General features: G+C 64.6%; 26 protein-coding genes and 1 other RNA gene. 14 read left to right on the forward strand and 13 right to left on the reverse strand.

What is annotated here, in order from left to right:
* Window position 1 precedes the first annotated feature (1 nt).
* A complete protein-coding gene (locus tag ACSVIK_RS12950; protein WP_442444717.1) occupies window positions 2-982 on the reverse strand; it encodes an NADPH:quinone oxidoreductase family protein in 981 nt (326 codons plus the stop codon).
* Between the two features lie 156 nt (window positions 983-1,138).
* Between ACSVIK_RS12950 and ACSVIK_RS12955 the strand changes: the two genes are divergently transcribed.
* Window positions 1,139-1,543: a flagellar basal body-associated protein FliL gene (locus ACSVIK_RS12955; RefSeq protein WP_442444718.1), complete on the forward strand. Its 405-nt coding sequence runs from the start codon at window positions 1,139-1,141 to the stop codon at window positions 1,541-1,543.
* 99 nt (window positions 1,544-1,642) lie between these two features.
* Here the strand turns inward: ACSVIK_RS12955 and ACSVIK_RS12960 are convergent, their stop codons facing one another.
* The 4 genes from ACSVIK_RS12960 to ACSVIK_RS12975 all read right to left on the reverse strand — a co-directional run bounded on the left by ACSVIK_RS12960 (window position 1,643) and on the right by ACSVIK_RS12975 (window position 7,124).
* Window positions 1,643-2,767: an ABC transporter permease gene (locus ACSVIK_RS12960; RefSeq protein ID WP_442444719.1), complete on the reverse strand. Its 1,125-nt coding sequence runs from the start codon at window positions 2,765-2,767 to the stop codon at window positions 1,643-1,645.
* Between the two features lies 1 nt (window position 2,768).
* Window positions 2,769-5,504, reverse strand: coding sequence for a ribosome-associated ATPase/putative transporter RbbA (gene rbbA, locus ACSVIK_RS12965; protein WP_442444720.1), 2,736 nt, complete (start codon window positions 5,502-5,504; stop codon window positions 2,769-2,771).
* On the reverse strand, window positions 5,501-6,571 hold the full coding sequence (locus ACSVIK_RS12970; protein WP_442444721.1) for an HlyD family secretion protein: 1,071 nt from the start codon (window positions 6,569-6,571) through the stop codon (window positions 5,501-5,503). The genes rbbA and ACSVIK_RS12970 overlap by 4 nt, the downstream gene beginning before the upstream one ends.
* Before the next feature lie 103 nt (window positions 6,572-6,674).
* Window positions 6,675-7,124, reverse strand: a complete 450-nt coding sequence (locus ACSVIK_RS12975; RefSeq protein WP_442444722.1) for an EVE domain-containing protein — start codon at window positions 7,122-7,124, stop codon at window positions 6,675-6,677.
* 195 nt (window positions 7,125-7,319) lie between these two features.
* On the opposite strand from ACSVIK_RS12975, the gene ACSVIK_RS12980 reads away from it, so the two are divergent.
* Entirely contained in the window at window positions 7,320-7,451 is a 132-nt protein-coding gene (locus ACSVIK_RS12980) for a hypothetical protein (protein WP_442444723.1), read from the forward strand.
* A 35-nt stretch (window positions 7,452-7,486) separates the two neighbouring features.
* Here the strand turns inward: ACSVIK_RS12980 and ACSVIK_RS12985 are convergent, their stop codons facing one another.
* From ACSVIK_RS12985 to ACSVIK_RS13000, 4 genes are all read right to left on the reverse strand, one after another.
* The gene (locus ACSVIK_RS12985) at window positions 7,487-8,092 is read right to left on the reverse strand and encodes a 5-formyltetrahydrofolate cyclo-ligase (protein WP_442444724.1); all 606 of its coding nucleotides are present in this window, start codon (window positions 8,090-8,092) and stop codon (window positions 7,487-7,489) included.
* Between the two features lie 37 nt (window positions 8,093-8,129).
* Window positions 8,130-8,308, reverse strand: a non-coding RNA gene (ssrS, locus tag ACSVIK_RS12990) — 6S RNA.
* 67 nt (window positions 8,309-8,375) lie between these two features.
* Window positions 8,376-8,684, reverse strand: a complete 309-nt coding sequence (locus ACSVIK_RS12995) for a cell division protein ZapA (protein WP_442444725.1) — start codon at window positions 8,682-8,684, stop codon at window positions 8,376-8,378.
* The gene (locus ACSVIK_RS13000) at window positions 8,681-8,890 is read right to left on the reverse strand and encodes a TIGR02449 family protein (protein WP_268180757.1); all 210 of its coding nucleotides are present in this window, start codon (window positions 8,888-8,890) and stop codon (window positions 8,681-8,683) included. The genes ACSVIK_RS12995 and ACSVIK_RS13000 overlap by 4 nt, the downstream gene beginning before the upstream one ends.
* Window positions 8,891-9,093: 203 nt before the next feature.
* On the opposite strand from ACSVIK_RS13000, the gene ACSVIK_RS13005 reads away from it, so the two are divergent.
* The 12 genes from ACSVIK_RS13005 (at window position 9,094) to ACSVIK_RS13060 (ending at window position 21,276) form a co-directional block, all read left to right on the forward strand.
* On the forward strand, window positions 9,094-9,648 hold the full coding sequence (locus ACSVIK_RS13005; protein ID WP_442444726.1) for a YecA/YgfB family protein: 555 nt from the start codon (window positions 9,094-9,096) through the stop codon (window positions 9,646-9,648).
* A gap of 22 nt (window positions 9,649-9,670) precedes the next feature.
* Window positions 9,671-11,005, forward strand: coding sequence for a Xaa-Pro aminopeptidase (gene pepP, locus ACSVIK_RS13010; RefSeq protein ID WP_442444727.1), 1,335 nt, complete (start codon window positions 9,671-9,673; stop codon window positions 11,003-11,005).
* Between the two features lie 4 nt (window positions 11,006-11,009).
* Window positions 11,010-12,194 (forward strand): 2-octaprenyl-6-methoxyphenyl hydroxylase, encoded by a 1,185-nt coding sequence (ubiH, locus tag ACSVIK_RS13015; RefSeq protein WP_442444728.1) that lies wholly within the window; start codon window positions 11,010-11,012, stop codon window positions 12,192-12,194.
* 93 nt (window positions 12,195-12,287) lie between these two features.
* A complete protein-coding gene (locus tag ACSVIK_RS13020; RefSeq protein ID WP_442444729.1) occupies window positions 12,288-13,505 on the forward strand; it encodes a 2-octaprenyl-3-methyl-6-methoxy-1,4-benzoquinol hydroxylase in 1,218 nt (405 codons plus the stop codon).
* 1,079 nt (window positions 13,506-14,584) lie between these two features.
* Window positions 14,585-15,586, forward strand: coding sequence for an extracellular solute-binding protein (locus ACSVIK_RS13025; protein WP_442444730.1), 1,002 nt, complete (start codon window positions 14,585-14,587; stop codon window positions 15,584-15,586).
* Window positions 15,587-15,801: 215 nt separating this feature from the next.
* Window positions 15,802-17,418, forward strand: coding sequence for an ABC transporter permease (locus tag ACSVIK_RS13030; RefSeq protein WP_442444731.1), 1,617 nt, complete (start codon window positions 15,802-15,804; stop codon window positions 17,416-17,418).
* A 362-nt stretch (window positions 17,419-17,780) separates the two neighbouring features.
* Window positions 17,781-18,878, forward strand: a complete 1,098-nt coding sequence (gene gcvT / locus ACSVIK_RS13035) for a glycine cleavage system aminomethyltransferase GcvT (protein WP_442444732.1) — start codon at window positions 17,781-17,783, stop codon at window positions 18,876-18,878.
* Window positions 18,879-18,970: 92 nt separating this feature from the next.
* Complete coding sequence (gene gcvH / locus ACSVIK_RS13040; RefSeq protein WP_442444733.1) at window positions 18,971-19,360, forward strand: glycine cleavage system protein GcvH; 390 nt, start codon at window positions 18,971-18,973, stop codon at window positions 19,358-19,360.
* A gap of 385 nt (window positions 19,361-19,745) precedes the next feature.
* The gene (locus ACSVIK_RS13045; RefSeq protein ID WP_268179599.1) at window positions 19,746-20,060 is read left to right on the forward strand and encodes an ArsR/SmtB family transcription factor; all 315 of its coding nucleotides are present in this window, start codon (window positions 19,746-19,748) and stop codon (window positions 20,058-20,060) included.
* The gene (locus ACSVIK_RS13050) at window positions 20,057-20,491 is read left to right on the forward strand and encodes a YeeE/YedE family protein (RefSeq protein ID WP_442444734.1); all 435 of its coding nucleotides are present in this window, start codon (window positions 20,057-20,059) and stop codon (window positions 20,489-20,491) included. Before ACSVIK_RS13045 ends, ACSVIK_RS13050 begins: the two co-directional genes overlap by 4 nt.
* Window positions 20,492-20,493: 2 nt before the next feature.
* Window positions 20,494-20,913, forward strand: coding sequence for a DUF6691 family protein (locus tag ACSVIK_RS13055; RefSeq protein WP_442444735.1), 420 nt, complete (start codon window positions 20,494-20,496; stop codon window positions 20,911-20,913).
* 174 nt (window positions 20,914-21,087) lie between these two features.
* Window positions 21,088-21,276 (forward strand): YgaP family membrane protein, encoded by a 189-nt coding sequence (locus ACSVIK_RS13060; protein WP_268179593.1) that lies wholly within the window; start codon window positions 21,088-21,090, stop codon window positions 21,274-21,276.
* A 98-nt stretch (window positions 21,277-21,374) separates the two neighbouring features.
* Here ACSVIK_RS13060 and aguA read toward each other — a convergent pair whose 3' ends face one another.
* From aguA to ACSVIK_RS13080, 4 genes are all read right to left on the reverse strand, one after another.
* Window positions 21,375-22,481, reverse strand: coding sequence for an agmatine deiminase (aguA, locus tag ACSVIK_RS13065; RefSeq protein WP_442444736.1), 1,107 nt, complete (start codon window positions 22,479-22,481; stop codon window positions 21,375-21,377).
* A 50-nt stretch (window positions 22,482-22,531) separates the two neighbouring features.
* Window positions 22,532-23,413, reverse strand: coding sequence for an N-carbamoylputrescine amidase (gene aguB / locus ACSVIK_RS13070; RefSeq protein ID WP_442444737.1), 882 nt, complete (start codon window positions 23,411-23,413; stop codon window positions 22,532-22,534).
* Between the two features lie 330 nt (window positions 23,414-23,743).
* A complete protein-coding gene (locus tag ACSVIK_RS13075) occupies window positions 23,744-24,385 on the reverse strand; it encodes a TetR/AcrR family transcriptional regulator (RefSeq protein WP_268179587.1) in 642 nt (213 codons plus the stop codon).
* A 72-nt stretch (window positions 24,386-24,457) separates the two neighbouring features.
* Window positions 24,458-25,516, reverse strand: a complete 1,059-nt coding sequence (locus ACSVIK_RS13080; protein ID WP_442444738.1) for a polyamine ABC transporter substrate-binding protein — start codon at window positions 25,514-25,516, stop codon at window positions 24,458-24,460.
* Window positions 25,517-25,627: the final 111 nt, after the last annotated feature.

The following is a 25,627-nucleotide window of genomic DNA, read 5'->3' on the forward strand; positions in this document are numbered from 1 at the left end:
GTCAGCGCACCTGCACCAGCACCTTGCCCACTGCCTTGCGCTGGCCGAGGGCGTCGATGGCTTCACCTGCGCGAGCCAGGGGGAAGGTCTGCGAGACCAGCGGCTTGAGCTTGCCTTCGGCATGCCAGGCAAACAGTTGCTGGAAATTCGCGGCATTGTCCTGTGGCTGGCGCTGGGCGAAGGAGCCCCAGAACACGCCGACCAGAGCGGCGCCCTTGAGCAAGGGCAGGTTGGCCGGTAGCGCCGGGATGCCTCCGCCGGCGGCGAAGCCCACCACCAGGAAGCGGCCATTCCAGCCGATGCAGCGGAAGGCTTCCTCGAACAGCGGGCCGCCCACCGGGTCGTAGATCACGTCCACGCCCTGGCCGCTAGTCAGCCGTTTCACTTCGTCCTTGAGGCTTTGCTCGCTGTAGTTGATCAACTCGTCGGCGCCGGCCTGGCGTGCCACTTCCAGTTTCTCCGCCGTGCTCGCAGCGGCGATCACCTTGGCGCCCATGGCCTTGCCGATCTCCACCGCGGCCAGGCCGACGCCACCGGAGGCACCGAGCACCAGCAGGGTTTCGCCGGCCTGCAGATTGGCGCGCTGCCTGAGCGCATGCATGGACGTGCCATAGGTCATGCCGAAGGCCGCTGCCGTATTCAGCTCCATGCTCTTGGGCACTGGCAGCACGTTGTAGGACGGCACGGCCACTTCCTCGGCGAAACCGCCCCAGCCGGTCAGGGCCATCACCCGGTCACCGGTACGCAGATGGCTGACTTTTTCACCGACGGCCTTGACCACGCCGGCCACCTCGCCACCCGGGGCGAAGGGGAAGGGGGGCTTGAACTGGTACTTGCCTTCGATGATCAGCGTATCGGGAAAATTGACCCCGGCAGCCTGCACCTCGATCAGCACCTCGTTCTTCTTGGGTTCGGGGCTGGCGACCTCTTCCAGAACCAGGGTGTCGGCGGGGCCGAAGGCTTTGCACAGCAGGGCTTTCATCGCGCTTTCCTCGCGTTCGTGATTGCCTTGCAGTGTAGAAAACGAGCGCCACGGGTCAACGAGCATGCCGCTGCCTGATGACCCGGCATAAGCATCGGGCTTGGGAACGCGCCGTGGGATGGCTATGCTAGGCACATCCCCGATGGAGTGCCTGCCGTGAAACTGTTGACCGCCCTGTTGCTGAGCCTGTCGATCTGCCTGCCTGCCCTGGCGTCTTCGGAGAAGAAGGAAGAGGCGCCGACGACGCTCTACTACAACCTGTTCCCGGCGCTGATCGGCAATCTGGCTGATCCGGGCGCGCGCTTGAAGTTCTTCAAGGCCGATGTGTCCCTGCGCGTCACCGGCACCGAGGCCGAGGAGAAGATCAAGCATCACGAGCCGCTGATCCGCCATCAACTGGTGCTGTTGTTCTCGGCCCAGACCAGCGAGGCGATCAACGCCCCAGATGGCCGCGAAACCCTGCGCCAGGAGGCACTGAAGAAGGTGCAGGACGCGCTCAACGCTGAAGAAGGCAAGCCCATCGTCGAAGACCTGCTGTTCAACAATCTCATCATTCAATAGCCACAAGCCACAAGCCACAAGCCACAAGCCACAAGCCACAAGCTGCAAGAGGGTGCCCGCTTCTACTTATGGCTTGCCGCTTGAAGCTCGCCGCTGCTTCTAAGCCATCTGCGCCAGGGTCTTGCGAAAGCGCGTGAGCGCGGCGAGGAAGAACAGCGTGCCGATCACCGCGATGGCCAGCAGTTGCGGCCAGACGATGGCCAGCCCCGCACCGCGATAGAGAATGGCCTGGGCCAGGTCGACGAAGTGGGTGGTCGGTGCAGCGAGCATGATCTGCTGCACCAGCTCGGGCATGCTCTCACGCGGCGTGGTGCCGCCGGAGAGGATCTGCAGCGGCAGCAGCACCAGGATGATCAACAATCCCAGTTGTGGCATCGAGCGCGCCACGGTGCCGAAGAAGATGCCCATGGACGTGGTGGCGAACAGGTGCAGCGCCGCCCCCAGCAGGAACAGGGCGATGGAACCCTCGATCGGCACCTGCAACCAGCCCTGTACCACCAGCAGCAGCGACAGCGCCGCTGCCGTCAGCACCACCAGGCCCATCGACCAGACCTTGGCCAGCATGATTTCCAGCGGCGTTACCGGCATCACCAGCAGGTGCTCGACCGTGCCGTGCTCGCGCTCGCGTATCAGCGCCGCGCCGGTGAGGATGATCGACAGCATGGTGATCTGGTTGATCACCTCCATCACCGAGCCGAACCAGGCGCGCGTCAGGTTGGGGTTGAAGGCCACGCGCATGACCAGTTCTGCCTGCTGCGGCAGGCTGGCGCGGTAGTGGCGGACGAATTCGGCGATCTCCTCGCTGGCGATGTTCTGGATGTAGCCGGCGCCGGTGAAGGCCATGCTCACCTGGGTGGCATCGACGTTCAGTTGCACGGCCGGCGAACGCCCAGCCAGCAGGTCACGCTGGAAGTTCGGCGGGATGTTCAGGGTGAAGGTGTAGCGCCCGGCGTCCATGCCGCGATCCATCTCGCTCAGATCGATAAGGGCAGGCGGGCGGAAGAAGGGCGGCTGGAAGGCCTGTACCAGGCGCCCGGAGAGCGGCGAACGGTCTTCGTCCACCACTGCGATCGAAGCATTGTGCAGGCTTTCCGGCATGCTGGTGGCCGAGGAATAGACGCCCAGGCTGAAGGCCCAGACGATCAGGATCAGCAGTGCATAGTCATGCTGCAGGCTGCGAAACTCCTTGAAGCCCAAATGAAGGATATTGGCCAGTCGGCGCATCTCAAACCTCCTGCTTCTTCAGCAGGCTGACGCACAGCGCCAGCAGCAGCGGAATGGTCAGCGCCAGCGGGATGAAGTAGCCGTACAGCTCGCCCAGGCCAAGGGCCTTGGAGAATACGCCACGGCTGATCACCAGAAAGTGCGAGGTGGGGTAGAGCTGGCCGATCACTGCGCCGGCGCCTTCCAGCGAGGACACCGGATAGATCAGCCCGGAGAACTGGATGGCCGGCAGCAGGGTGACGATGGCGGTGCCGAACACGGCGGCGATCTGGCTGCGGGTGAAGGTGGACATCAGCAGCCCCAGCGCGGTGGCGCAGCCGATGTACAGCGCGCCGCCGAGCAGCAGGGTCAGCGGGCTGCCCTTGAGCGGTACGTGGAACACCGTGACGGCCAGCAGCACCAACAGGATGAAGTTGAGCAGGCCCAGGCCGATGTAGGGCAACTGCTTGCCGATCAGAAACTCCAGGCGGGTCACCGGGGTGACGTAGAGGTTGATGATCGAGCCCAGCTCCTTCTCGCGCACCACGCCGAGGGCGGTGAGCATGGCCGGAATCAGCATCAGCAGCATGGGGATCACCGCCGGCACCATGGCCTTGAGGCTTTCCACGTCCGGGTTGTAGCGGTAGCGCAACTCCAGCCTGGCCGGGTTGGCGGCAGCCGTTTGCGGTGAGCGCCGCGCCAGCTCTTCCAGGTAGGCGGCGTGAATGCCCTGTACGTAGCCCTTGATGGTTTCCGCACGTGTGGGCATGGCGCCGTCTATCCAGATGCCCACTTGCGGTACGGCACCGCGCTTGAGGTCACGGCCGAAGTTCGGCGGCAGCTCCACCGCCAGGCTGATCTCGCCGCTGCGCAGGCGCCGTTCGAGGTCGGCGTAATCGCTCAGCGGTGGCTTCTCGATGAAGTAACGCGAGCCGGACAGGTTGAGCACATAGTCCTGGCTGGTGGTGGTCTGGTCGCGGTCGAGTACGGCGAAGGTCAGGTCTTCGACATCCAGGCTGATGCCGTAGCCGATGATGAACAGTAGCAGAACGCTGCCGAGCAGCGCCATGCTGCCGCGAATCGGGTCGCGGCGTAGCTCCAGCGATTCGCGGCGGGCATAGCTGAGCAGCCGGCGCAGGCTGAAGCGGCGACGCAGTGCGGCACCGCTCTCGACGGTCGTGGGGCTGGCCGGCGCCGTTTCGACTGTTTCGTTCGCGCTGCCCGCGGCCTCCTGCAGGTAGGCGATGAAGGTCGCTTCCAGGCTCGGCAGGCCGCGCTTTTTCATCAGGCCCTGTGGCGTATCGCTGTCGAGCACCTTGCCGGCATGCATCAGCGAGATGCGGTCGCAGCGCTGCGCCTCGTTCATGAAATGGGTGGAGATGAAGATGGTCACGCCGTCGTTACGCGACAAGTCGAGCATCAATTGCCAGAAACCGTCGCGCGCGATCGGGTCGACGCCCGAAGTGGGCTCGTCGAGGATGAGGATTTCCGGCTCGTGAATCACCGCCACGGCCAGCGACAGGCGCTGGCGGATGCCCAGCGGCAGGCGCTCGGGCAGCATGTCCATGACCGCGCCGAGGTCGAAACGCCGAGCCATGGCCTCGACCCGCTCGCCGATGCGTTCGCGCGGGACGTGGAACAGTTGCGCATGCAGCACCAGGTTCTGCCGCACCGTCAGCTCGCTGTACAGTGAGAAGGCCTGGGACATGTAGCCGACGCGCTGGCGCGTGGCCATGTCGCTGGGGTCGATGGCCTGGCCGAACAGCAGCGCCTCGCCCTCGCTGGCCGGCAGCAGGCCGGTGAGCATCTTCATGGTGGTGCTCTTGCCGCAGCCGTTGGAGCCGAGGAAGCCGAAGATCTCCCCGCGCTCGATGCGGAAGTTGACCCGATCCACTGCGACGAAATCGCCGAAGCGACAGGTCAGCCCGCGCGCCTCGATGGCGATCTCGCCGTTGCCGGCATTGGCGCGGGGTGGAATCTGCAACTGCTGGTGGCCTTTGCGCTTGTCTTCCGGCAGCAGGGCGATAAAGGCCGCTTCCAGATCGCTGCAGGCGGTGCGCTGCAGCAGTTCGGCCGGGCTGCCCTCGGCCAGCACGTGGCCGGCGTCCATCGCCACCAGATGATCGAAACGCGCCGCTTCCTCCATGTAGGCGGTGGCCACCAGCACGCTCATTTGCGGGCGCTGCTGGCGGATGCGGCCGATCAGCTCCCAGAACTGGTTGCGCGACAGCGGGTCGACGCCGGTGGTGGGCTCGTCGAGGATCAGCAGATCCGGGTCGTGGATCAGCGCGCAGCACAGCCCGAGCTTCTGCTTCATGCCGCCGGAGAGCTTGCCCGCCGGGCGCTCACGGAAGGGCGCCAGGCCGGTGCTGCGCAGCAGGTCGTCGATGCGTGCGGCGCGCTCGGCGGCGCCCTGGCCGAACAGGCGGCCGAAGAAATCGAGGTTCTCTACCACCGACAGCGTCGGGTAGAGATTCTTGCCCAGGCCCTGCGGCATATAGGCGATCTGCGGGCAGACGGAGCGGCGATGGGCAGGGCTGGCCATGTCGCCACCCAGTACTTCGACCTGGCCATCCTGGATCTTGCGTGCTCCAGCGATCAGCGCCAGCAGGCTGGACTTGCCGACGCCGTCCGGGCCGATCAGGCCCACCATGCGCCGCGCCGGGATGGCCAGGTCGACGGCATCCACCGCGCGGGTGGCGCCATAGCGCAGCGACACCCCCTGCAGGCGGGCGACGGGCTCGGCCGCAGCGTTCATTGCGGAACCTTGATCGCCAGATGTTCAGGCCAGGCCTGCTCGGGGTCGAGGCGCAGGTAGGCCATGCCCGGCACGCCGGTCTTCACCTGAGCCAGGTGCTTGCGCAGCAGCTCGGGATCGATGCGTGCCTTGACGCGAAACATCAGCTTCTCGCGCTCGTTGGCGGTTTCCACCGTCTTGGGGGTGAACTGGGCGACGCTGGCGACGAAGCTGATCTCCGCCGGAATCACGTATTGCGGCGCGGCGTCGATCACCAGCCGTGCTTCGCTGCCAAGGGCGACACGACCGGCCATGCGCTCGGGGAGGAAGAAGGTCATGTAGACGTCGGTGAGATCCACCAGATTGAGTACCTTGCCGCCTGCGCCGAGTACTTCGCCCGGTTGTGCCACGCGGTACTGCACACGGCCGGCACGCGGCGCGCGCAACTGGCTGTCGTCGATATCGGCCTGCAGGCGCTCGACGCTGGCGCGGGCTGCCTCCACTGCCGAGCGGGCTTCCTCGACCTGCGCCTGTGCGGCGGTTATGCCGGCGCCAGCCGATGCTACCTGGGCGTTGGCCGCGGCCAGAGCGGCCTGGCTGCTCTGCAGGCGCGCCAGGTCGTCGTCCAGGGTTTGTTGGGGCAGGGCGTTGCGTTTGACCAGGGTGGCGCTGCGCGCATGGCGCTTCTGCGCGGCATCCAGCTCGGCCTGGCGCTGGCGCACCACGGCTTCGGCGCTGAGCTTTTCACTCTCGCGCAGGGCCACCTGGGCCACGGCGGTGCGCTCGGCGTTCTCGGCCTGGCGCACCTGGGCCTGGGCCTGCTGCAACTGGGCCTCGAGCACCTGGGTGTCCATGCGCGCGACGATCTGACCAGGCTCGACGAAGGCGCCTTCATCCACCTCGATGCTGGCGACGCGCCCGGCCAGCTTGGTGGCCACGTCCACTTCGGTGGCTTCGATGCGCCCGTTGCCGCTGACGAAGCCATTCCCCAGGCCGCTGGGGCGCAGCTCGAACCAGAGCAGGGCGGCGAGGGCGATGAGCGCGAGCAGGATCGCGCTGCGGATGGCGACATGTTGATGGAGTCTCATGACGTGACGACCTCCCTGTGAAATCTCCACCAGTATGGCCGCTATACGCGAAGGCGCTGCTGATATGGGTCAAGTCGTCGCGCCCCCTGTTTGTTCGCAGGCCTCAGCGCATGGCGAGAATGGCCTGCCACTGTGCTTCGCTCACCGGCATCACCGATAGCCGGCTGGCCCGTTGCACCAGGGGCAGTTCATGCAGCGCCGAGTTGTTCTTCAGGGCCGGCAAGCGCAGCACTTCGCTGAAGGCTTCGACGAACTCGACGTCCAGCGCGCTCCAGGGATTCTTCTCGGCACTGGCCTTGGCGTCGTGGTAATGGCTCTGCGGATCGAGGGCGGTGGGGTCGGGGTAGACCGCGCTGGTGATCCGGCCGATGCCGGCGATGCCCGGCTGTGGGCAACTGGAGTGGTAGAAGAAGAACAGGTCGCCCGGTTGCATCGCGCGCAGGAAGTTGCGCGCCTGGTAATTGCGCACGCCATCCCAGCGTGCCGTGCCGAGGCGTTCGAGGTCGCGGATGGACAATTCATCGGGTTCCGATTTCATCAACCAATAAGGCATGAACTTTGCTCCTTGTTGTTTGTCCCTGAGCGGACGCAATTGAGTCGAGGTCTCCGACGATCGGTGGGAGGCGGAAATTGCGCAGCGCTTCGCGCTGGCGGAAAATGCGCGGCTAGTTGCTTGGTAGCGTCGGATTGCACGAATCCATAATGCAGCAGTCCACGCCTGAAATTGCCTGAAAGGGGGAGGCAATCAATGAAACGCAAGCCAGATCTTCTGTGGGTTATCGTTATCCTGTTCGGCCTGGGCGTGGTTACCACGGGTTACACCCAGAGCCTCTGGGAGCGCCAGAGCGACGCTCCGGTCAGCATCACGCAGCAGCCCTGACGGGGCTGCATGGGCCGCAAGGATTGCGGCGCGCTTCACTTACCGCGGTACCATCTCTCATCGCTCACCGTTGCCTGCAAGGGCACGTCCCAACTGGCCAATGCCAGTTCATCCACGCGCTGGCATTCATGGGCAAGGCCCAATAGCGTCGGCTTGTGCCAATTTTTGCGCATGCGCAGGTAAGCCAGGCTGCGGTCATAGAAGCCACCGCCCATGCCCAGACGCCCGCCGCGATCGTCGAAGCCCACCAGCGGCAGCAGCAGCAGATCCAGCGTCCAGGGCTGGCGTTGGCGCTTGGGTTGCGGGCGCGGTTCGAGAATGCGGAAGCGATTGCCGGCGAGCTTCTCGTCGCGGCTGACTCGTTGGAACACCATTTTGGTGCGCGGCCAGGCGCTGAGCACCGGCAGGTAGGTGTGCTTGCCGCGTCGCTGGGCGGCGCGCAGCAGCGGGCGTGGATCGATCTCGCCATCGTTGGGCAGGTACAGGGCTATGTGCCGGGCCCGGCGAAACAGGGGGTGTTGAATCAATTGCCGATACAGGCCTCGTGCGGCCTGGCGTTGCTGGCTGGGGGACAGGCTGCGGCGCTTCTGGCGCAGCAGGCGGCGCAACTGCGGGCGGCTGAGGGTGGTGGCTTCGATCATGCAGAGTGGCGCCGAATGGCGTGAGCAGAAGAAGGCGTGGCTCCCCGGCATGCCGCTGTCGGTTTAGCCCTTGAACCCGAAAGTTCAAGGTGGAGGTTGCAGGAGGCGTTAAGGCTTTCCGTCAGGCGGACATGCACACCGGCCCCAACTGGCAACCCCCGTGGTTGTGCGTATCGGCTCAGGGACATCCCCGACTGGCGCACACCCCAGGGAACGGAGGCCAGTATACCTGATACGACCGCCTTGCGGGCACCACTCGGCGAGTCAGCTTGCAGGTGGGGGTTCAGGCGGTGTTGCCGTCGTCGCTCAGGGCCTGGTCGACGCGGTCGAGCAGGTCGCGCACCTGCTGCCGGGTGGAATTGGCATTCATGTCCAGGCGCTGCTGCTTGTGCAGCAGGTCATGGGTGATGTTCAGCGCGGCCATCACCGCCACGCGGTCGGCGCCGATCACCTTGCCGGTGGTGCGGATTTCTCGCATCTTGCCGTCCAGATAGCGTGCGGCGCTTTCCAGATTGGCATGTTCTTCTGGCGGGCAGGCGATGCAATATTCTTTATCCAGGATGTGGACGGTCACGGTTTTCGATTGGGTCATGTGTCCTGCTCCAGGGCTTTGAGGCGCGAAATCATCGATTCGACCTTGTGCCGGGCCAATTCGTTCTTTTCGATCAGATGGGCACGTTCCTCGCGCCATGCCTGTTCATTCGCCAGCAGGAGCCGGTTGTGAGCCTTGAGCTGTTCGACACGCTGGATCAGCAGCTCCAGCTTGCTGGTCAGGATTTGCAGATCGGCGTCTTCCATGGGCTCTCGCTGTGGGAGGGAATGGCTGGACTTCAGAGCTCCGCCAAAAGTGACCAGTACTTTTGCAAAGGCTCTTTATAGGCATGTCCAGCAGGCAGGTCAAACGCCTGGCAAACGGGCCTCCGATGGCCTTGGTTCACCTGCCGATGCTAGGATACGAGGCCGTCATTCTAGAGATTGCGCCCTCTGGCGCCTAGCTGCCCATGTCGACTTCCTCTTCTCCCTACGCTGCCTTCGCCGCTCTGCTGAGCAACGCAGGTCATACCGTTTCTCCCGCCGAGCTGCATGGCCTGCTGCTCGGGCGCAGTTGCGCTGGTGCTGGCTTCGAGCCCGGCCCCTGGTTGGTGGATGCCGCCGAGCTGCTCGGTGGCGAGCCGCAGGATGCCGTGCGCCAGGCCTTGATCGGCCTGCAGGAGATGGTCAAGGGCGAGCTGTGCAGCGAAGACATCACCCTGGTGCTGTTGCTGCCGGACGACGAAGCCCCGCTGGCCCAGCGTGCTAGCGCCCTCGGCCAGTGGTGCCAGGGCTTTCTCGGTGGCTTTGGCCTGACCGCCCGTGATGGTGCGCTGAGCGCCGAGGCCATGGAGGTGCTGCAGGATCTTTCCGCCATCGCCCAGGTACAGAGCGCGCTGGACGAATCCGAGGACGGCGAGAGCGATTACATGGAAGTGATGGAATACCTGCGCGTGGCGCCGCTGCTGCTGTTCGCCGAGTGCACCAAGCCCGCCGCCGCCGCACCGAAACCTTCCCTGCACTGACAGCCACTGGTTGGAGCCTGCCGTGATCAGCATTCCCAAGTCCGAATATGCCCGTCGGCGCAAGGCGCTGATGGCGCAGATGGAACCCAACAGCATCGCCATCCTGCCGGCTGCGCCGGTGTACATCCGCAACCGCGATGTCGAGCACACCTACCGCCAGGACAGCGACTTCCAGTACCTCACCGGCTTCCCCGAGCCGGAAGCGGTGATGGCGCTGATCCCCGGTCGCGAACATGGCGAATACGTGCTGTTCTGCCGCGAGCGTGATCCCGAGCGCGAGCTTTGGGACGGCCTGCGCGCCGGTCAGGACGGTGCGGTGAGCCGCTTCGGCGCCGACGATGCTTTCCCCATCGGCGATATCGACGACATCCTGCCGGGGCTGATCGAGGGCCGCGAGCGCGTCTACTACGCCATCGGCTTCAATCAGGAGTTCGATCACCGGCTGATGGAGTGGATCAACCACATCCGCGCCAAGGCACGTCAGGGTGCTACGCCGCCAAACGAATTCGTCGCCCTCGACCACCTGCTGCACGACATGCGCCTGTACAAGTCGGCTGCCGAGGTCAAGGTGATGCGCGAGGCCGCCGAGATCAGCGCGCGTGCCCATATCCGCGCCATGCAGGCCAGCCGCGCCGGGCTTTACGAATACCACCTGGAAGCCGAGCTGGATTACGAGTTCCGCAAGGGCGGGGCGAAGATGCCGGCCTACGGCAGCATCGTCGCGGCGGGCAAGAATGCCTGCATTCTGCACTACCGTGAGAACGACGCGCCGCTCAAGGACGGCGACCTGGTGCTGATCGACGCCGGCTGCGAGATCGACTGCTATGCCAGCGATATCACCCGCACCTTCCCGGTCAGCGGCACCTTCTCGCCCGAGCAGAAGGCCATCTACGAGCTGGTGCTGAAAGCCAACGAAGAGGCCTTCAAGCACATCGCTCCCGGCAAGCACTGGAACGAAGCCCACGAGGCCACCGTGCGGGTGATTACCGCTGGCCTGGTGGAGCTGGGCCTGCTCAGCGGCGATGTCGAGCAACTGATCGCCAACGAAGCTTACAAACCCTTCTACATGCACCGCGCCGGCCACTGGCTGGGCATGGACGTGCACGATGTCGGCGACTACAAGGTCGGCGGGCAGTGGCGCGTGCTCGAGCCGGGCATGGCCATGACCGTCGAGCCGGGCATCTATATCGCCCCGGACAACGACAAGGTGGCGAAGAAGTGGCGCGGTATCGGCGTGCGCATCGAGGACGACGTGGTGGTGACCAAGACCGGCTGCGAGATTCTCACCACTGGTGTGCCCAAGTCGGTCGCCGAGATCGAGGCACTGATGGCTGCCGCGCGCAGCGAGGCGGCCTGAGGCCATGACCCAGGTGAACCTGGCGATTATCGGTGGCGGCCTGGTAGGCGCCAGTCTGGCCCTGGCCCTGCAGGAAACGGCGCGCCAGCGTGGCTGGCGCATCGCTCTGATCGAGCCCTTCGCCCCCGGCGATGCCTATCAGCCCAGCTATGACGCCCGCTCCACCGCGCTCTCCTACGGCAGCCGGCTGATCTACGAACGCCTCGAGCTGTGGCAGGCCATCGCCCAGCGTGCCGAGCCGATCCGGCAGATCCATGTTTCCGACCGTGGCCGTTTCGGCGCCACCCGCCTGCAGGCCATCGAAGAAGGCGTGCCGGCCCTGGGTTACGTGGTGGAGAACGCCTGGATCGGTCATTGCTTGTGGCAGGCCCTCGATCCGGAAATCGTCCAGTGGCACTGCCCGGCCGAGGTCAGCGCCTTGCAGCAGATCGAAGCCGGTTACCGCCTGCGCCTGAACGATGGCAGCACGCTGGATTGCCAACTGGCGGTGCTGGCCGATGGCGGTCGCTCCGGCTTGCGCGAACAGCTTGGTATTGCTGTAAGTCAGACGCCTTATGGGCAGAGCGCGATCATTGCCAACGTCAGCCCGCTGGAGGCTCATCGCGGCCAGGCCTTCGAGCGTTTCACCGACGACGGGCCGATGGCCATGTTGCCGCTGGACGGCAACCGTTGCGCCCTGGTCTGGACACGCGCCAGCAGCGATGCCGAGCGACTGATGGCCCTGAGCGAGCGCGCTTTCCTCGACGAGCTGCAACAGGCCTTCGGCTATCGCCTCGGCGCGCTGCGCCAGGTTGGCCAGCGCCATCTTTATCCCTTGTCACTGGTGGAAGCCCGCGAACAGGTGCGGCCAAACCTGGTGGTGCTGGGCAATGCGGCGCACAGTCTGCACCCCATCGCGGGGCAAGGTTACAACCTGTCGCTGCGCGACACCCTGGCGCTGGCCGAGGTGCTGCAGGACGGCGACGCGCCCCTGGGGGATTTCGCCACCCTGCAGCGCTACCTGCAGCGCCAGCAGATGGATCAGCAGCTCACGGTTGGCTTCTCCGACCGGGTGACGCGCCTGTTCAGTACCAACCAACCGCTGCTGGCTGCCGGGCGTAACCTCGGCCTGCTGGGGCTGGATCTGCTGCCACCGGCCAAGCGCTGGTTCGCCCGCCAGGCCATGGGCATGGGAACCCGCAGTCTGTGAGCAATTCCGTAGAGTGTCGCGGGGCTGCCTGGGCTGTGCGCACCAGTCGGAAGCCATGGTGCGCACGGCGCACCCTAGGGTTTAAGGAGTGATATGCGCGCGGATCTGATCATCGTCGGTGCCGGAATGGTCGGCAGTACCCTGGCCCTGGCGCTGGAACACAGCGGCCTGGACATCCTCATCGTCGATGGCAGCCCGCTGAGCGTGGCGCCGTTCGCCGCCGAGGCACCCTTCGAGCCACGGGTCAGCGCCCTGTCGGTGGCCAGCCAGCGCATCATCGAGCGCCTTGGCGCCTGGCAGGGTATCGCCAGCCGGCGCGCCTGCCCCTACGGCGAAATGCGCGTCTGGGATGGCTCTGGCACTGGCAGCATCCACTTCGCCGCCGCCAGTGTGCATGCCGAGACGCTTGGCCATATCGTCGAGAACCGCGTGGTGCAGGATGCCCTGCTCGAACGCCTGCATGACAGCCAGATCGGCCTGTTGCCCGGTGCCCGCCTGGAGCAGTTGCGCCACAGTGGCGACGATTGGCTGCTGACCCTTACCGACGGTCGCCAGTTGCGCACGCCCTTGCTGGTGGCTGCCGATGGCGCCAACTCGGCGGTACGCCGTCTGGCCGGTTGCGCCACCCGCGAGTGGGATTATCTGCACCACGCCATCGTCACCAGCGTGCGCTGCGAGCGCCCGCACCAGGCCACCGCCTGGCAGCGTTTCACCGACGACGGCCCGCTGGCCTTCCTGCCGCTGGCCGGGCCGGCTGGTGAGCACTGGTGCTCGATCGTCTGGTCGACCATTCCTGCCGAGGCCGAGCGCCTGATGGCGTTGGGCGAAGAGGATTTCTGCCGGGAACTGACCCGCGCCTTCGAGGCGCGTCTGGGGCGTGTGCTGCAGGCCGATCCGCGTCTGTGCATCCCGCTGCGTCAGCGTCATGCCAAGCGTTACGTCGAGCCAGGCCTGGCGCTGATCGGCGATGCCGCGCACACCATCCACCCGCTGGCGGGGCAGGGGGTCAACCTGGGCTTTCTCGACGCCGCCGTGCTGGCCGAGGTATTGCTGCACGCTGCTGTGCGTGGCGAGAACCTGGCCGACGAGCGCGTGCTGAGCCGCTACGAACGCCGGCGCATGCCGCACAACCTGGCAATGATGGCGGCGATGGAAGGCTTCGAGCGGCTGTTCCAGGCCGATCCATTGCCATTGCGTCTGCTGCGTAATATCGGCCTGGATCTGGTCGATGGCCAGGCCGAGGCCAAGGCGCTGTTCGTGCGTCAGGCGCTGGGGCTGTCGGGTGATCTGCCGGAGTTGGCGCGGGCCTGAGCTGGCCTGGTAAATGGTTTCTGGTGGAGTTTCGAGAAAGTCCTTCTTGATACCTGGCAAGTTTGTATGTTGGTTTTCGGTTGTTTCGGTGTTCAAGCTGCTTATCGGTGTTTATCTGTTAGCCCTTGTTTCGCCCCCCGGCGACCTTCTTTTGTCAAACGCCACAAAAGAAGGCAAAAAGGCTTGGCCCCGCCATCCGGCCCCGGCTGCGCCGGGGTTCGTTCGCTCCATCGCTGCTCCGAGGGCCCGCCGCGAAGGGCCATCCCTGGCCAGTCGCGGCTCTCGCGGCATCCATGCCGCTCAACCCTCTACGCAACGATTCCACTCACCCTCCTGAAGGGGCCATTCGCGCGCCTGAACGAACCGGTATTCCAAAGTATGCTCGGCGTGTTCTGATAACAGTGGAACCACGACGTGGCCGTCGGGTTAAACCAATAGTTTCATTCGCGCGTACCGGGACGCCGGCCGCTCGGAAGCAATACGCCGTTGGGAGTACGGGACGTGGGTTGTGGTGCCGAACTCGGCATGGCCCGGCGGACTGTTCGCTGGCGCTACGAGCGGTCGGCGCCCCGATCCGCCCTACGGCTGACCGATGTTCAAGCACTCTGCGCTACTTCTGGGTTACCTCGGGTTCAGGCGCGTGCAGAGCCCGCCCAGGAGGGCGAATGGAATCGTCGTGGAAGAGGTTGAGCGACATGGATGTCGCGAGAGCCACGATGGGCCATGGATGGCCCATCGTGGCGGGCCTCTGGAGCGGCGATGGAGTGAGCGAACCCTCGCGCAGCGAGGGCCGGATGACAGGGCGGAGGTTTTGGTTACTTTGCCCGCAAAGTGACTCGCCCGAGAGGGCGAAACCAAAACATCAGCCAAAACGCGGCAATTCGGAACGGGCACGAGAACAACCAACAAAACAACACAAACCCGCCAGTCCAGTATCAACCCAGCATTCCCCCTGAAAATACGAAGAACCTTGTAAATGCCTTGTAACAACTGGCCATCATTGCACGCTGTGTTTCATTGAGAAGCTAAATGCCATTCACTAGTATTCAGCCACTTTCACGACGATAGAGGCTGGTTCCATGAAGGCTCGCAACGCGCTCTTTGCCGCATTCACCCTCAGCACCCTGGCGACTGCCGTGCAGGCCGCCGATGAGGTGGTGGTCTACTCCGCCCGTATCGATGAGCTGATCAAGCCGGTATTCGATGCCTATACCGAGAAGACCGGGGTCGAGGTGAAGTTCATTACCGACAAGGAAGCCCCGCTGATCGCCCGTCTCAAGGCCGAGGGCGCCAACACCCCGGCTGACCTGCTGATCACCGTCGATGCCGGCAACCTCTGGCAGGCCGAGCAGGCCGGTGTGTTGCAGCCGACCAAATCCGCAGTGATCGACGCCAACATCCCAGCCCAGTACCGCTCCAGCACCGATAGCTGGACGGGCCTGTCGCTGCGTGCGCGCACCATCTTCTACTCCACCGAGCGGGTCAAACCGGAGGAGCTGTCCACCTACGAAGCGCTGGCCGACAAGAACTGGGAAGGCCGCCTGTGCCTGCGCACCAGCAAGAAGGTCTACAACCAGTCGCTGACCGCTACCCTAATCGAGGCCCACGGGGCCAAGCAGACCGAGGAAATCATCAAGGGCTGGGTCAACAACCTGGCCACCGACGTGTTCGCCGATGACACCGCCCTGCTGCAGGCCATCGATGCCGGCCAGTGCGACGTGGGCATCACCAACACCTATTACTACGGTCGTCTGCACAAGCAGAACCCGGATCTGAAAGTGAAGCCGTTCTGGCCGAACCAGGATGGCCGTGGCGTGCACGTCAACCTGGCGGGGGCCGGGGTGACCAAGCATGCGCCGCATGCCGAGCAGGCGAAGAAGCTGTTGGAGTGGATGACCACTCCGGAAGCGCAGACCATCTTCGCCGGCGTCAACCAGGAATACCCGGCCAACCCGGCGGTCGAGCCGTCCGCTGAGGTCGCTTCCTGGGGCACCTTCAAGGCCGACACCGTGGCCACCGAAGTGGCCGGCAAGCGCCAGGCCGAGGCGACCATGCTGATGGATCGTGCTGGATGGCAGTGAGGCAGCTACAAGCTGCAAGCGACAAGCTTCAAGTAAGAGCAAAAGCGCTGTGTAGCAGTTGATCAGCTTCGGTAGCCCGTCTGCACACTGACTTAGCTTGCAGCTTGTAGGGGGCGGCCATCCGTCTTGCAGCTTGCAGCTTGCAGCCTTCGGCTGTTTTACTTCGACGCCCCGCCTGGTCGGGGCGTTGTCTTTTCTGTGTTCTAGGAGTCCGCGTGCCGCATCCTGTTCAGCGTCGCTGGTATCCCGTCGTCCTTGCCGCCGTTGCCCTGCTGTTGATGCCGTTGTCCGTGCTGCTGCTCAGTTGGCAAGACGTGGACACGCAGATCTGGGCGCACCTGTGGCAGACGCAGATGACGCGGCTGATCGGCAATACCCTGACCCTGGTACTGGGTGTCGGCGTTGGGGTGACCCTGCTTGGTGTCAGCCTGGCCTGGCTCACCAGCCTCTGCGAGTTTCCCGGTCGACGCTGGCTGGACTGGGCGTTGATGCTGCCCTTCGCCATCCCCGCCTATGTGTTGGCCTTCGTCTTCGTTGGCCTGCTGGATTTTGCCGGCCCGGTGCAGACATTGCTGCGTGAATGGTTCGGCAGCGGTGTGCGCCTACCCAGGGTGCGTTCCACCGGCGGGGTGATCATCGTCCTGGTGCTGGTGTTCTACCCCTACGTCTACCTGCTCGCACGCACTGCCTTTCTGGCTCAGGGCAAGGGCTTGATGGAGGCGGCGCGGGTGCTCGGGCAGACCCCCTGGCAAGCCTTCTGGCGCGTTGCCTTGCCGATGGCACGGCCGGCCATCGGCGCCGGCCTGGCACTGGCGCTGATGGAGACGCTGGCTGACTTCGGCGCGGTGTCGATCTTCAACTTCGATACCTTCACCACCGCCATCTACAAGACCTGGTACAGCTTCTACAGCCTGACCAGCGCCACCCAGCTCGCCAGTTTGTTGCTGCTGGCCGTGGCCCTGGTGCTCTATGGCGAGCGGCGTGCCCGTGGCGCTGCGCGCCCAGCCAACGAGCGTGCGCGTGGCCAGGCGCTGTATCACCTGCGAGGCTGGAAGGCCGTGGCGGCCAGCGCCTGGTGCGGCCTGGTGTTCGCCTGTGGCTTCGTCATCCCCATGCTGCAGTTGCTGGTCTGGTTCTGGCAGCGTGGTCGCTTCGACCTCGATGAGCGTTACGCCGGGCTGATCCTGCATACGCTCTACCTGGGCGGCATGGCGGCGCTGATCACGGTGAGCGTGGCGCTGCTGCTGGCCTTCGCCCGGCGCCAGGCGCCGACGCGCGTGGTGCGCGCTGGCGTGGCCTTCGCCAATCTCGGTTACGCCTTGCCCGGATCGGTGCTGGCGGTGGCGATCATGCTGGCGTTCAGCTTCCTCGACCGCGAACTGGTGATCCCGCTGACCGGCGCGCTCGGAGGCGTCGGCAGGCCGTTGCTGCTGGGCAGCCTGGCGGCGCTGCTGCTGGCCTACCTGATCCGCTTCCTGGCCGTGGCCTACGGGCCGCTGGAAACCAGCCTGGCGCGAATCCGTCCATCGCTACCGGAGGCCTCGCGCAGCCTGGGCGTCGGTGGCCTTGGCTTGTTCCTGCGGGTCTATCTGCCGTTGCTGCTGCCTGGCACCTTGTCGGCGGCGTTGCTGGTGTTCGTCGACGTGCTCAAGGAAATGCCGGCCACCCTGCTGATGCGCCCGTTCGGTTGGGACACCCTGGCCGTGCGGGTGTTCGAGATGACCAGCGAAGGCGAATGGGCGCGTGCCTCGCTGCCGGCGCTGACTCTGGTGGCGGTCGGCCTTTTGCCGGTGATCCTGCTGATCCGCCGCTCGGCACGGCGTTTCGGCTGAGGGCGGCGAAGCCAGCGGCAGGCTCGATGAAGCATCCCCGGATTACATCCGGGCCAAGACTGCGGGGACGACCTTTGGTCGGGTGACCCCTGCCAACCTTGCGGCTACAATGCGCGCCATTCGCGAGCCGGCCCACCCGGCATGATTCATCTAGAAGCGTATCCGACGACTGCATGGATGCAGGAGGTAGAGCGAAGCAGGATGCTCGAGCCGAGGTCGCCAGTGCAAGGCGCAGCCAGGCGAAAAAGCGCAGTGTGCTTTTGCACATGAGCATTTTCAGCCTGGCTGTAACGCAGCAGTGGCAACGCAGGTAGCTTCTAGAGGGTCTGAATCGCTTCGCCAAGCCCGGAAGGAGATAACCCATGGGACAGCGTACACCCCTCTATGACCTGCACCTGGCGCTGGGCGCCAAGATGGTGGATTTCGGTGGCTGGGACATGCCACTGCACTACGGTTCGCAGGTAGAGGAGCATCATCAGGTACGCCGCGAGTGCGGCGTATTCGACGTTTCCCACATGTGCGTGGTGGATGTCACCGGCAGCCAGGCGCAGGCCTATCTGCAGCGCCTGCTGGCCAATGACGTGGCGCGTCTGCAGAGCCCCGGCAAAGCGCTGTACAGTGCCATGCTCAACGAGCGTGGCGGGGTGATCGACGATCTGATCGTCTACCTCACCAGTGCTTCTGCCCAGGAGCAGAGCTACCGCCTGGTGATCAACGCCGGCACCCGCGACAAGGATCTTGCCTGGATGCACGCTCAGGCCGGCGACTTCGCCGTGGAGCTGCGTGAGCGCCGCGACCTTTCGATACTGGCCATTCAAGGCCCCAAGGCGCGTGCTCGTGTCGCCGAGCTGGTGACCCAGGCTCGCGCCGCGCTGATCCACGAACTCAAGCCGTTCCAGGGGCTGCCCGAGGGCGATTGGTTCATTGCCCGCACCGGCTACACCGGCGAGGATGGTCTGGAGATCATCCTGCCCAATGCCGAGGTGGTGGCCTTTCTCAACGAACTGGTGGGCGCCGGTATCTCGCCCATCGGCCTCGGTGCGCGTGACACCCTGCGCCTGGAGGCCGGGTTGAATCTCTATGGCCAGGACATGGACGAGAACGTCTCGCCCTTGGCGGCCAACATGGCCTGGACCATCGCCTGGGAGCCTGCCGAGCGTGACTTCATCGGCCGCACTACGCTCGAAGCGCAACGTGCTGCCAGTTGCCCGAGCAAGCTGGTCGGCCTGGTGCTGGAGGAGCGCGGTGTGCTGCGTGCCCATCAGGTGGTGCGGGTGCCCGAGGTGGGCGATGGCGAGATCACCAGCGGCAGCTTCTCGCCGACCTTGAACAAGTCCATCGCCCTGGCCCGCGTGCCAGTGGGCACCGGCGAGCGTGCCGAGGTGGAAATCCGTGGCAAGTGGTACCCCGTGCGGGTGGTGCAACCGAGTTTCGTGCGTAACGGCAAGACGCTGATTTGATCCCTGGGCCGTGATCCGGGCTTTCGCCTGCGTCACGGCCTGCTAAATTGTCCTGACGGCCTGCATGCCGTCATCGCTTAGAGGAATGACACATGAGCAATATCCCCGCCGATCTGCGTTATGCCGCCAGCCATGAGTGGGCCCGCCTGGAGGCCGATGGCAGCGTGACCGTGGGCATCTCCGACCACGCCCAGGAAGCGCTAGGCGACGTGGTATTCATCGAGCTGCCGGAAGTCGGCAAGCAACTGGCCGCTGGCCAGGAGGCCGGCGTGGTGGAGTCGGTCAAGGCTGCATCCGACATCTATGCGCCGGTCGGTGGCGAAGTCATCGCCATCAACGAAACCCTGGCCGACAGCCCGGAAAGCGTCAACAGCGATCCTTACGGGAGCTGGTTCTTCAAGCTCAAGCCGAGCGATGCCAGCGAGCTGGACAAGCTGCTCGATGCCGCCGCCTATCAGGCCGCCGCTGACGCCGACGCCTGATTGGCGTGGCCCGACGAGAAACCCGCTACGGCGGGTTTTTTCGTTTTCGGCACTCCTGCAGGGAGATGCCTTGCATCCCGGGTGCCTGGGTTGATCAGGCGACCCAGGCCGAGGTTGCGCAGCGCCAGATGCAGGGAACGAGCGTTCAGTGGCGGTAGGAGCGAGCTCTGCTCGCGAAGCTCTTGCCGTTTGCCATGGTTCGCGAGCAGAGCTCGCTCCTACATGAAGATGAAGCCTTTGCGCCTGGAGCCCTCTCCAGTCGAGTAGCCGAATGCAATCCGGGCAGGCTTGCATACGGGCTACGGCTGACCGCTGGTCGCCTGGGCTATCACTTTTCATGAATACAATATATATAAATACATATTGTTTTGACTGAAGGTAACTTATGGCCGATCCGATCGATATCCAGCAACTGCGCGCCAATGCCGATGCCGCCGGGCAGTTGCTCAAGGCACTGGCCAATCAGGATCGCCTGTTGCTGCTCTGCCAGCTCTCCCAGGGCGAGCGCAACGTCAGCGAGCTGGAAGCGCTGCTGGGTATCCAGCAGCCCACCTTGTCCCAGCAACTGGCGGTGCTGCGACGTGAGGGGCTGGTGGCGACCCGTCGCGATGGCAAGCAGATCTTCTATCGCATCAGCAGCCCGGCGGCACTGGCGGTGATCGAAACGCTCTACCGCCTGTTCTGCGAGGGGCAATCATGAATATCGATTGGGCCAGCTTCACGCCCTGGAGCGCACTGGCTGGCGGAGCCCTGATCGGCCTGGCGGCTGCAGTGTTCGCTCTGGCCAATGGTCGTATCGCCGGTATCAGCGGCCTGCTCGGCAGCCTGTTGCAGCGTGGTGGCGAGGGGCGCGGCGAGAAGGCGGCCTTTCTTCTCGGCCTGCTGCTGGCACCCGTGCTCTGGGGGCTGTTCGCGGCCTTGCCGGAGATTCATTTCGACAGCGGCAGTCTGGGGCTGATCGGCGCCGGCCTGCTGGTGGGCATCGGCACTCGTTATGGCTCGGGCTGCACCAGTGGTCATGGCGTCTGCGGTATTTCCCGTCTGTCGCCGCGCTCGCTGGTGGCCACTCTGTGCTTCATGGGCACGGGCTTCGCCACGGTCTTTGTCCTGCGTCATCTTCTGGGGGCCTGAACGTGGTCAGACTCAGTGCATTCGTTTGCGGTCTGCTGTTCGGCTTGGGCCTGTTGCTGGCGGGCATGGCCGATCCGCGCAAGGTACTGGCCTTTCTCGATCTGGGCGGCGCCTGGGATCCGTCCCTGGCATTGGTGATGGCGGGCGCCATAGGCATGGCGGCATTGCCGCTGAACCTGGCCCGGCGCCGGAGCCAGGCACTGCTGGGCGGCGCCATGCAATTGCCGACGCGACGTGATCTGGATGCCCGCCTGATCGGCGGCAGCCTGTTGTTCGGCGTCGGCTGGGGTATCGCCGGTATCTGCCCGGGGCCGGCCGTGGCCATCCTGCTGACCGGGCACTGGCAAGCGCTGCTGTTCGTCGCGGCGATGCTGGCCGGCATGCTGATCTTTACCGCGCTGGAGGGCCGGCGCGGGCGTTGACCTCGCAGGCCGTTGAAAAACGTAGGCGAGGCAGCCAGTGCAAGGCAAAAACAGGCGAAAAAGCGCAGTTTACGAGTTGTAAATGAGCATTTTGATCGGACTCGCGCACGAGCCTGTTTTTAACGCAGCAATGGCAACGTAGGTAGTTTTTCAATAGCCTGCTGGAGAGACTTGATGAATGCCAATGTGGGAACCCTGGATCGCAGCCTGCGCATCGCCGTGGGCCTGATACTGATTGCGCTGAGTCTGGCCGGCGTCATCGGCCTGTGGGGCTGGATCGGTGTGGTGCCGCTGGCCACCGGCATCCTGCGCTACTGCCCGATTTACCCGCTGCTGGGTATCAATACCTGCAAGATGAAATGACACCCGCCTGCTAAGCGACAATGCCCGGCGGGTGCCGGGCGTTGTCAGGGCTTGCCTGCGCCTGAGGGAGGCGCTTCAGCGACGTGCTTTCGCAGGGCTCAGGCCTTTTGCGGCGCCGGTTGCTGCTGGGTGATGCAGTGGATATTGCCGCCGCCGAGGAGGATCTCGCGGCCCGGTACCATCACCACGCGGTGCTCGGGGAAGATGCGTTCGAGGATGGCGCGGGCTTCTTCATCCTTGGGGTCGTCGAAGCTGGGCGCGACGATGCCGCCGTTGACGATGAGGAAGTTGACGTAGGAGCCGGCCAGGCGAACGTCCGGGCTGCGCTCCTGGCTGCCGTCGGCCATGTCGACGCCGGCGCATTCCTCGGCGGTGGCATGCAGCGGGCCGGGAATCGGCATCTTGTGCACGATCAATTGGCGGCCCTTGGCATCACGGGTGTTTTCCAGCACGCCCATGGCGGCCTGGCAGCGCGGGTAGTTGGGGTCGTTCTCGTCGTCCGTCCAGGCCAGCAGCACCTCACCCGGGCGCACGTAGCAGCAGAAGTTATCGACGTGGCCATCGGTCTCGTCGTTGAACAGGCCGTGCGGCAGCCAGATCACCGTATCGATGGCCAGATGCTCGCGCAGCACCTGCTCGATCTCTTCGCGTGACAGGTGCGGGTTGCGGTTCTGGTTCAGCAGGCACTCTTCGGTGGTGATCAGGGTGCCTTCACCATCGACATGGATCGAGCCGCCCTCGAGCACGAAACCCTCGGTACGGTAGCGCTTGCAGCCTTCGATCTCGAGGATCTTGCGGGCCACCTGATCGTCGCGCTGCCAGGGCCAGTAGAGGCCGCCGTCGAAGCCGCCCCAGGCATTGAACGCCCAGTCCACGCCACGCACTTCGCCGCTGTCATTGATCACGAAGGTGGGGCCGGTGTCGCGCACCCAGGCGTCGTCGGTGGTGATTTCCACCACGCGGATATTGCTCATGTCCAGGCGCGCACGGGCATTCTCGTACTGCGCAGCGCTGACGCACAGGGTCACCGGCTCGAACTGGGCGATGGCCCGGGCGACGGCGGCGTAGGCAGCCTGCGCCGGCTTGCCGCCATTGCGCCAGTTGTCCGGGCGTTCGGGCCAGACCATCCAGGTCTGGCTGTGCGGTGCCCACTCGGCGGGCATGTGGAAAGCATCGGCGCGAGGGGTGGTGCTCAGGGTGGTCATGGTTCACCTGTGGCCCGGATGCATACCGGGGAGTCGTGAGAAAAACGGGTTCACTCGGAGAGGCTTTCGCCGTCGAGCGTGGAAAGTGGCCAGTATAGGTTCGGCCGGCGGTCGCGGAATACACCCCAGGCGGTGCGGGTCTTCTCCAGGGCAGTGAGGTCGAAGCTGTGCACCAGGATGCCTTCCTCGCTCTGGTTCAGTTCCTTGACCTTGGCACCGTACTGGTCGGCGATGAACGAGCTGCCGTAGAAGGTGATGTCGTAGCCATCCTGTTCCTCGCGGCCGATGCGGTTGCTGGCCACCAGCGGCATCAGGTTGGCGCCGGCATGGCCCTGTTGCACGCGCTGCCAGTGCTCGCGCGAGTCGATGCCGGCATCGTGCGGTTCGCTGCCGATGGCGGTGGGGTAGAAGAGGATTTCCGCGCCCATCAGCGCCATGCTGCGCGCGCATTCGGGGAACCACTGATCCCAGCAGATACCCACGCCGATACGGGCGTAGGCAGTGTCCCAGACCTTGAAGCCGGTATCACCGGGGTTGAAGTAGTACTTCTCGTGGTAGCCAGGGCCGTCCGGGATATGGCTTTTCCGATAAATCCCGAGGTTGCTGCCGTCGGCATCGATGATGGCGATGCTGTTGAAGCGGGCACGGCCGGCGCGCTCGAAGAAGCTGATCGGCAATACCACCTTCAACTCCGCCGCCACCTTGCTGAAGTGCGCGATGGCCGGGTTCTCGTCCACAGTGGTCGCCAACTGGGTGTAGTCGGCATTGGGCTTCTGGCAGAAGTAAGGGGTCTCGAACAGTTCCTGAATCAGGATGATCTGCGCGCCCTGAGCGGCCGCCTGGCGCACCAGCTTCTCGGCGTTGGCGATATTGGCGGCGCTATCCCAGGAGCAGGCCATCTGGGTTGCGGCAACGGTGACGATACGGGACATAAGGCACCTCTTGGTTCGTGTGCAGGCCTGCGGCGAGGCATGCATGGGGGCCATGACAGCTTCGAGCATGGCGGAATGCTCGATTTATATTCGATAAAAATCGATTAATAAAGGGTTTTTAGCGTCATATATAAAAATATTTCCGATTTTTGTCGAATAAATATCTGGTTCACGTACCCGGCATACGGGTTTCAGGGGCGAAGCGAGAGCGCTTAGGGTCGCGAACGAATGCGTTTGCGACCAAGTTGCCTGCAGGCGGATTCATCCGCGAACGGGGCTGGCACCGAGCCTGTGGACCTGGCAAATGCCTTCGCCGGTCAAACGGCTGGCTCAGTCCAGCGGAGCGGGGCGCTTGGGCAGGGCGGCGGGCAGATACAGGCCGAGGTAGGCATCGAACACGCGCATGCCCTCTTCGGCCAGGCGTGGGGTGATGCTGCCGTGCAGTTGCACGGAGCGGGCATAGACGCGATCGCCCAGGGACATGGCCAGGTTGAAGACGTCGATATCCTCCGGCAATTGCGGCAGGGGAAAGTGGCGGTCGAACAGCGCGCGCATCAGCCGGCCCAGCTCCTGGTCGTACTGGTGATCGGCCTGGGTCACTTCGGCCAGACCATGTTGCGCCAGGATCAGTTGCCGGGCAGCGGCGTCAGCGCCGTAGATGGCCAGCATGCGCTGTTCCACCAGGCGTGAGAGGTCGTGCCAGGTGCGCAGGGCGGCATGCTCGACCGGCTCCTGCAGGCTGGCGCGAAAGGCCGCGTGTACGTCACTGGTCAGGCCTTCGAGCAGGGCCGGTACGCTGGCAAAGAAATGGTAGATCGAGGAGGGGGGGATGCCGGCGCGTTCGGCCACCGAGTAGATCGACAGGTTGGCCATGCCCTGTTCGGCCAGCAGTTCACGCGCGGCGGCGAGGATCTGGGCGATCCTCGCCTGGCTGCTGGCGCGTGGCTTGCGCGGGCTGGCAGTACGCGACATGGCGAAGCTCCTCTGGGTGTGAGGCGCTATTGGACGTCAGGCGCTGGCGGCGAGGCAAGCCTCGCCTGCCGCTCAGGCTCCGTCACGGAAGTACTGCCAGACCTGCTCGCGCACCTCGGCTTGCTTCTGCGGCAGCACATCCAGCGGGAACAGGCGGCGTTTGGTGTCCTGATCCGGATACAGGCCTGGCTGTTTCTGCAGGGTGCTATCGAGGAACTGCGCCGAGTCGGCATTGCCATTGGGGTAGAGGGTTTCGGCAGTGATCCGGGCGATCACCTGGGGTTGCATCAGGTAGTCGATGAAGCGGTGGGCCAGCTCCGGTTGGCTGGCAGTGGCGGGAATCACCAGGTTGTCGATGAACAGCACCGAACCTTCTTCAGGCACCACGAAACGCACCGGCTGACCGGCCTGGGCCGCGGCCAGGGCATCGCCGATCCAGGCCATGGCCAGGCACAGCTTGCCCTGGGCCAGGTCGTCGATGTAGCGCTCGCTGTCGACGTAGCGCAGGTTGGGGCGCAGGCCGTCGAGCACCTTGCCGGCACGCTGGATGCGGCTCGGCGAGCTGCGTGCAAGGCTGCGTCCCTGGTAATTGAGCAGTATCGACAACGCCTCGTCGGGTGCATCCAGCACACTGATGCCACAACTGGCCAGGCGCGCGCTCTGCTGTGCATTGAACAGCAGGCTCCAGCTATCCGGCAGCGGGCCGCCATAGGCCGCCTCGGCCTTGGGCGTGTTGATCGCCAGGCCCACGGCGCCCCAGAGGTAGGGCACGGCATGGCGGTTCTGCGGGTCGACGGCGGCCAGCTTGCTCAGCAACTGTTTGTCCAGATGGCTGGCATTGGGCAGTTGGCTGTAGTCCAGCGGGCGAATGCGAGCGGAGGCGATCAGCGCGGGCAACTGATTGTGCGAAGGCACGGCGATGTCGATGGCCTCGCCGCTGTCGAGCGTCTTGTTCAGCTCCTCGGCACTGGTGAAGGTGTGGTACTCGACTGTGATGCCGGTGTCGCGGGTGAAATCTTCCAGTACCTGCGGGGCGATATAGTCGTTCCAGTTGTAGACCCTGATGCTGTCGGCGGCCTCGGCCAGCCATGGCGTCAGGCCAAGCAGGATGGCGGCAAGCGTACGATGCATATGAAGCTCCCTGAAGGATGAAGGCAACAGTATCCGCAGCCAGGGCTGGCGGAGGTTGATTCACGTCAGCGCTGCGACCAGGTGCTGGCGCATTCAGGCAAGAAGAAGCCG

Source organism: Pseudomonas sp. NCHU5216, assembly GCF_052156495.1.
Lineage (GTDB): Bacteria > Pseudomonadota > Gammaproteobacteria > Pseudomonadales > Pseudomonadaceae > Aquipseudomonas.

What these genes read in the sequence shown, in the direction of transcription:
- ACSVIK_RS12950 (WP_442444717.1), bottom strand. Translation starts at nt 982, where the DNA reads ATGAAAGCCCTGCTGTGCAAAGCCTTCGGCCCCGCCGACACCCTGGTT.
- ACSVIK_RS12960 (WP_442444719.1), bottom strand. Translation starts at nt 2,767, where the DNA reads ATGCGCCGACTGGCCAATATCCTTCATTTGGGCTTCAAGGAGTTTCGC.
- rbbA (WP_442444720.1), bottom strand. Translation starts at nt 5,504, where the DNA reads ATGAACGCTGCGGCCGAGCCCGTCGCCCGCCTGCAGGGGGTGTCGCTG.
- ACSVIK_RS12970 (WP_442444721.1), bottom strand. Translation starts at nt 6,571, where the DNA reads ATGAGACTCCATCAACATGTCGCCATCCGCAGCGCGATCCTGCTCGCG.
- ACSVIK_RS12975 (WP_442444722.1), bottom strand. Translation starts at nt 7,124, where the DNA reads ATGCCTTATTGGTTGATGAAATCGGAACCCGATGAATTGTCCATCCGC.
- ACSVIK_RS12980 (WP_442444723.1), top strand. Translation starts at nt 7,320, where the DNA reads ATGAAACGCAAGCCAGATCTTCTGTGGGTTATCGTTATCCTGTTCGGC.
- ACSVIK_RS12985 (WP_442444724.1), bottom strand. Translation starts at nt 8,092, where the DNA reads ATGATCGAAGCCACCACCCTCAGCCGCCCGCAGTTGCGCCGCCTGCTG.
- ACSVIK_RS12995 (WP_442444725.1), bottom strand. Translation starts at nt 8,684, where the DNA reads ATGACCCAATCGAAAACCGTGACCGTCCACATCCTGGATAAAGAATAT.
- ACSVIK_RS13000 (WP_268180757.1), bottom strand. Translation starts at nt 8,890, where the DNA reads ATGGAAGACGCCGATCTGCAAATCCTGACCAGCAAGCTGGAGCTGCTG.
- ACSVIK_RS13005 (WP_442444726.1), top strand. Translation starts at nt 9,094, where the DNA reads ATGTCGACTTCCTCTTCTCCCTACGCTGCCTTCGCCGCTCTGCTGAGC.
- ubiH (WP_442444728.1), top strand. Translation starts at nt 11,010, where the DNA reads ATGACCCAGGTGAACCTGGCGATTATCGGTGGCGGCCTGGTAGGCGCC.
- ACSVIK_RS13020 (WP_442444729.1), top strand. Translation starts at nt 12,288, where the DNA reads ATGCGCGCGGATCTGATCATCGTCGGTGCCGGAATGGTCGGCAGTACC.
- ACSVIK_RS13025 (WP_442444730.1), top strand. Translation starts at nt 14,585, where the DNA reads ATGAAGGCTCGCAACGCGCTCTTTGCCGCATTCACCCTCAGCACCCTG.
- gcvT (WP_442444732.1), top strand. Translation starts at nt 17,781, where the DNA reads ATGGGACAGCGTACACCCCTCTATGACCTGCACCTGGCGCTGGGCGCC.
- gcvH (WP_442444733.1), top strand. Translation starts at nt 18,971, where the DNA reads ATGAGCAATATCCCCGCCGATCTGCGTTATGCCGCCAGCCATGAGTGG.
- ACSVIK_RS13045 (WP_268179599.1), top strand. Translation starts at nt 19,746, where the DNA reads ATGGCCGATCCGATCGATATCCAGCAACTGCGCGCCAATGCCGATGCC.
- ACSVIK_RS13050 (WP_442444734.1), top strand. Translation starts at nt 20,057, where the DNA reads ATGAATATCGATTGGGCCAGCTTCACGCCCTGGAGCGCACTGGCTGGC.
- ACSVIK_RS13060 (WP_268179593.1), top strand. Translation starts at nt 21,088, where the DNA reads ATGAATGCCAATGTGGGAACCCTGGATCGCAGCCTGCGCATCGCCGTG.
- aguA (WP_442444736.1), bottom strand. Translation starts at nt 22,481, where the DNA reads ATGACCACCCTGAGCACCACCCCTCGCGCCGATGCTTTCCACATGCCC.
- aguB (WP_442444737.1), bottom strand. Translation starts at nt 23,413, where the DNA reads ATGTCCCGTATCGTCACCGTTGCCGCAACCCAGATGGCCTGCTCCTGG.
- ACSVIK_RS13075 (WP_268179587.1), bottom strand. Translation starts at nt 24,385, where the DNA reads ATGTCGCGTACTGCCAGCCCGCGCAAGCCACGCGCCAGCAGCCAGGCG.
- ACSVIK_RS13080 (WP_442444738.1), bottom strand. Translation starts at nt 25,516, where the DNA reads ATGCATCGTACGCTTGCCGCCATCCTGCTTGGCCTGACGCCATGGCTG.